Annotated in this window: 3 protein-coding genes; all 3 read left to right on the forward strand. The window is 67.0% G+C overall.

Features of this window, described 5'->3' with window-relative positions:
* The first annotated feature begins 82 nt into the window (after window positions 1-82).
* A complete protein-coding gene (kynU, locus tag VF662_RS06315; RefSeq protein ID WP_464138964.1) occupies window positions 83-1,312 on the forward strand; it encodes a kynureninase in 1,230 nt (409 codons plus the stop codon).
* A 97-nt stretch (window positions 1,313-1,409) separates the two neighbouring features.
* Window positions 1,410-3,434: a S9 family peptidase gene (locus VF662_RS06320; protein ID WP_464138965.1), complete on the forward strand. Its 2,025-nt coding sequence runs from the start codon at window positions 1,410-1,412 to the stop codon at window positions 3,432-3,434.
* A gap of 65 nt (window positions 3,435-3,499) precedes the next feature.
* The coding region (locus VF662_RS06325; protein WP_464138966.1) for a hypothetical protein at window positions 3,500-3,916 on the forward strand (417 nt) is incomplete at its 3' end.

Consider the following 3,916-nt stretch of genomic DNA (forward strand, 5'->3'; position numbering starts at 1 on the left):
GCACCGGCCATGTCGAGCTGATCGCTCCCGAAACCGAAGCCTGGGCGGCCGCCGTCGAGGAAATCCAGAAGGCGCTCCGCAAGTGACGGTGGAAGAGGTCTGCGCCCTCGACGCGGCCGATCCGCTGCGCGCGTTCCGGGAGCGCTTCTTCATCCCGGAAGGCCTCATTTACCTCGACGGCAATTCGCTCGGCGTGCTGCCGAGGGCGACCGCCGAGCGCCAGCGCAAGGTGGTCGAGCTTGAATGGGGCGTCTCCCTCATCCGCAGCTGGAACGATCATGGATGGATCGATGCGCCGCAGCGGATCGGCGCCAAGATCGCCCGCCTGATCGGCGCCAGGCCGCACGAGGTGATCGTCGCCGATTCGGTCACCGTGAACCTCTTCAAGCTGATCACCGCCGCCGCACGCCTCGCCCCCGATCGGCACGCGCTGCTCTCGGAAGCCGGCAATTTCCACACCGATCTCCATGTCGCGAGCGGCGCGGTCGAGGCGGTGCCCGGCATGCGGCTGGAGGTGAAGCCGCGCCATCAGGTGGAGGAGGGGATCGGCCCCGACACCAACCTCCTCCTCCTCACCCACGTCCACTACAAGACCGGCGAGCGCTTCGAGATGGGCCGCATCACCGCGCTTGCCAAGGCGGCCGGCGCACGGACGATTTGGGACCTCAGCCACAGCGCCGGGGCAGTCCCGCTCCGCCTCAACGAGGACGGAGCCGAGCTCGCCGTCGGCTGCGGCTACAAATATCTGAACGGCGGCCCCGGCGCGCCGGCGTTCCTCTACGTCGCCGAGCATCTCCAGGAGCAATTGGCGCCGATGCTCCGCGGCTGGATGGGCCACGCGGCACCGTTCGACTTCACCGACGATTATCTCCCCGCCCCCGGCATCGCCCGCTTCCTCGCCGGCACTCCGCCGATGCTCAGCATGAGCGCGCTCGAAAGCGGCATCGACGCCTTCGAGGGAGCTGAAATGGACGCGCTGTGGGAGAAGTCCGCGCGCCTGTTCGATCTCTTCGCCCGGCTCGTCGAGCAAAGGTGCGGCGGCCACGGCCTCGAATGCGTATCCCCGCCCGAAGCGGAGCGGCGCGGAAGCCACATCTCCTACCGCCACGAACATGCGTTCGAGATCTGCCAGGCGCTGATCGCGGCGGGCGTGATCGGCGACTTCCGGTCCCCCGACGTCGTCCGCTTCGGGATCACTCCGCTCTACCTCGGCTACGAGGACATCTGGCAGGCCGTGGACCGCCTCGCGCAGACCCTCGAGAGCGGCAGCTGGCGCGATCCGCGCTTCAGCGTGCGCGGCAAGGTCACCTGAAAAGCTGCTTGTGTATTATATCGGCAATACACTAAGCTGACTCCCACAGCCTCGGCCGTCATGCTATCCGACGGGAGGGAATAGGGGAGATGATCACATGAAGAATCGCTTGTTGCTGCTCACTGCCGCGGCCGCGCTGCCGCTCGTCGCGTTGCCCGCGCTCGCGCAGACCAACGTGCCGCTGATCCCGCGCGAGAAGATTTTCGGCAATCCGACCAAGACCGCAGGCCGGCTCTCGCCGGACGGCAAGTATCTGTCCTGGATCGCGCCGCGCGACGGCGTGCTCAACATCTATGTCGCACCGACTTCGAACCCGGCCGCCGCCAAGCCGCTCACCAACGAGCGCCAGCGGCCGATCCGCCAATATTTCTGGGCTCCCGACAGCAGCCAGATCCTCTTCATCAACGACAAGGGCGGCGACGAGAATTTCCTGCTGTACGGAGTCGACGTGACGACCGGCGAGCAGCGCACTCTCACTCCGTTCGAAAAGACCCGGGTCCAGGTCGTCGGCATCTCGAACCTGGTGAAGGACCGGATCCTGGTCGGCGTCAACAACCGGGATCCGAAGTGGCACGACGTCCACAGCCTCGACCTCAAGACCGGCAAGCTGACGCCGGTGCTGACGAACACCGGCGGCTATGCCGGCTTCTCCGCCGACCGGCAGCTGGCGATCCGCGGCGCGGTGAAGCCGCGGCCGGACGGCGGCAGCGACTTCTTCCGGGTCGTGAACAACCAGGTCGAGGCGACGCCGTACGAATCGGTGACGCTCGAGGACGCGCAGACGACCCAGCCGGTCGGCTACACGGCCGACGGAAAGACGCTCTACTGGATCGATTCGCGCGGCCGCGACACTGCCGCCCTTCTGGCCCAGGACGTCGCCACCGGCCGCAAGACGCTCATCGCCCAAAGCGCCCGCGCCGATATCGGCGCCGCGATGGCTCATCCGCGCACCGGCCGGATCGAGGCCTATGGCGAGAATTACCTCAAGAACGAGTGGATCCCGCTCGGCAACGCAGTGAAGGGCGATCTCGATTTCCTGAAGAGCCGCCTCAAGGGCGAGATCGCGGTCACTTCGCGCACCGACGCGGACGACAAGTGGATCGTCAGCGTCGATCCCGTCACCGCCCCCTCGGCCGCCTATCTCTACGACCGCAAGTCCAAGGCTCTGACCAAGCTCTACGTCACCCGGCCGGAGCTCGAGGGCGCTCCGCTCGCAGCGATGAAGCCGATCGAGATCAAGACTCGCGACGGCCTCAACATGGTCTCCTACCTCACGCTTCCGCCGGGCACCGACCCGGACGGGGACGGCCGTCCGAACAAGGCAGTGCCGATGGTGCTGCTCGTCCATGGCGGGCCATGGGGCCGCGACGCCTACGGCTATAACGGGATGCACCAGTGGCTCGCCAACCGCGGCTATGCCGTGCTCTCCACCAACTTCCGCGCGTCCACCGGCTTCGGCAAGAAGTTCGTCTCCGCCGGAAACCTGATGTGGGGCACCAAGATGCACGACGACCTGCTCGACGCCGTCGACTGGGCTGTGAAGCAGGGCGTCACCAGCTCCGACAAGGTGGCGATAATGGGCGGCTCCTACGGCGGCTATGCGACGCTTGCCGGCCTTGCCTTCACTCCGGACAAGTTCGCTTGCGGTGTCGATATCGTCGGCCCGTCGAACCTCAACACGCTCCTGAAGACGATCCCGCCCTACTGGGAGGCCGGGAAGGCGCAGATGTATGCCCGCATGGGCAATCCGACGACGCCTGAAGGCCAGGCGCTGCTGAGGGAGCGTTCGCCGCTCTACAAGGCCGACCAGATCAAGCGTCCGTTGCTGATTGGTCAGGGCGCCAACGATCCGCGGGTGAACGTCGCCGAATCCGAGCAGATCGTGAATGCGATGAAGGCGAAGGGCATCCCCGTCACCTACGTCGTCTTCCCCGACGAAGGCCACGGCTTCGCCCGGCCGCAGAACAACATCGCTTTCAACGCGGTTGCCGAGAACTTCCTGTCGAAGTGCCTCGGCGGCCGCGCCGAGCCGATCGGCAACACGCTGAAGGCCTCGACGGCGAAGGTCGAGCACGGCGCCGAATTCGCCCCGGGCCTCAAGGAAGCGCTCGGCACGCGCTGAGGAAGGCAGGAACGGCCGCGGCGGACAACCACCCGCCGCGGCCCTCCCGATGAGGAGGACTTTCGATGCTCTCCGTCCCCTTGCTGCTTGCCGCCGGCGCGGCGGCGGCGCCGGCATCGGCCTGCGCCAAAAGGATCGCCGACTATGGCACGTGGCGCGAAGCTCCCGGCCAGCAATGGGATTTCAGGGCTCCGACGCTTACCGTCGTCGGCGCCGAGCACGCGCGCGATCCCGCCCATCCGCAATTCGAGCGGATCCGCACGGCCTTCGAGGCCGCAAAGCCGAGCGTCGTTTTCTACGAGGGGCCGAACCGCCCGATCGCCGACAGCGCCGACGAGACGATCCGCGGCGCCGGCGAATCCGGCTACGCCCGCTTCCTCGCCCGAGCAGCAGGGCTTGAATTCCGCTCGCTCGAGATGCCGCCGGGCGAACAGATTCGCCAGCTCGCGGCGCAGTTTCCGGCCGACCAGGTGAGCCTGTTC

The sequence above is a fragment of the Allosphingosinicella sp. genome (assembly GCF_036387215.1).
Taxonomy (GTDB): domain Bacteria; phylum Pseudomonadota; class Alphaproteobacteria; order Sphingomonadales; family Sphingomonadaceae; genus Allosphingosinicella.

What these genes read in the sequence shown, in the direction of transcription:
- VF662_RS06320 (WP_464138965.1), top strand. Translation starts at nt 1,410, where the DNA reads ATGAAGAATCGCTTGTTGCTGCTCACTGCCGCGGCCGCGCTGCCGCTC.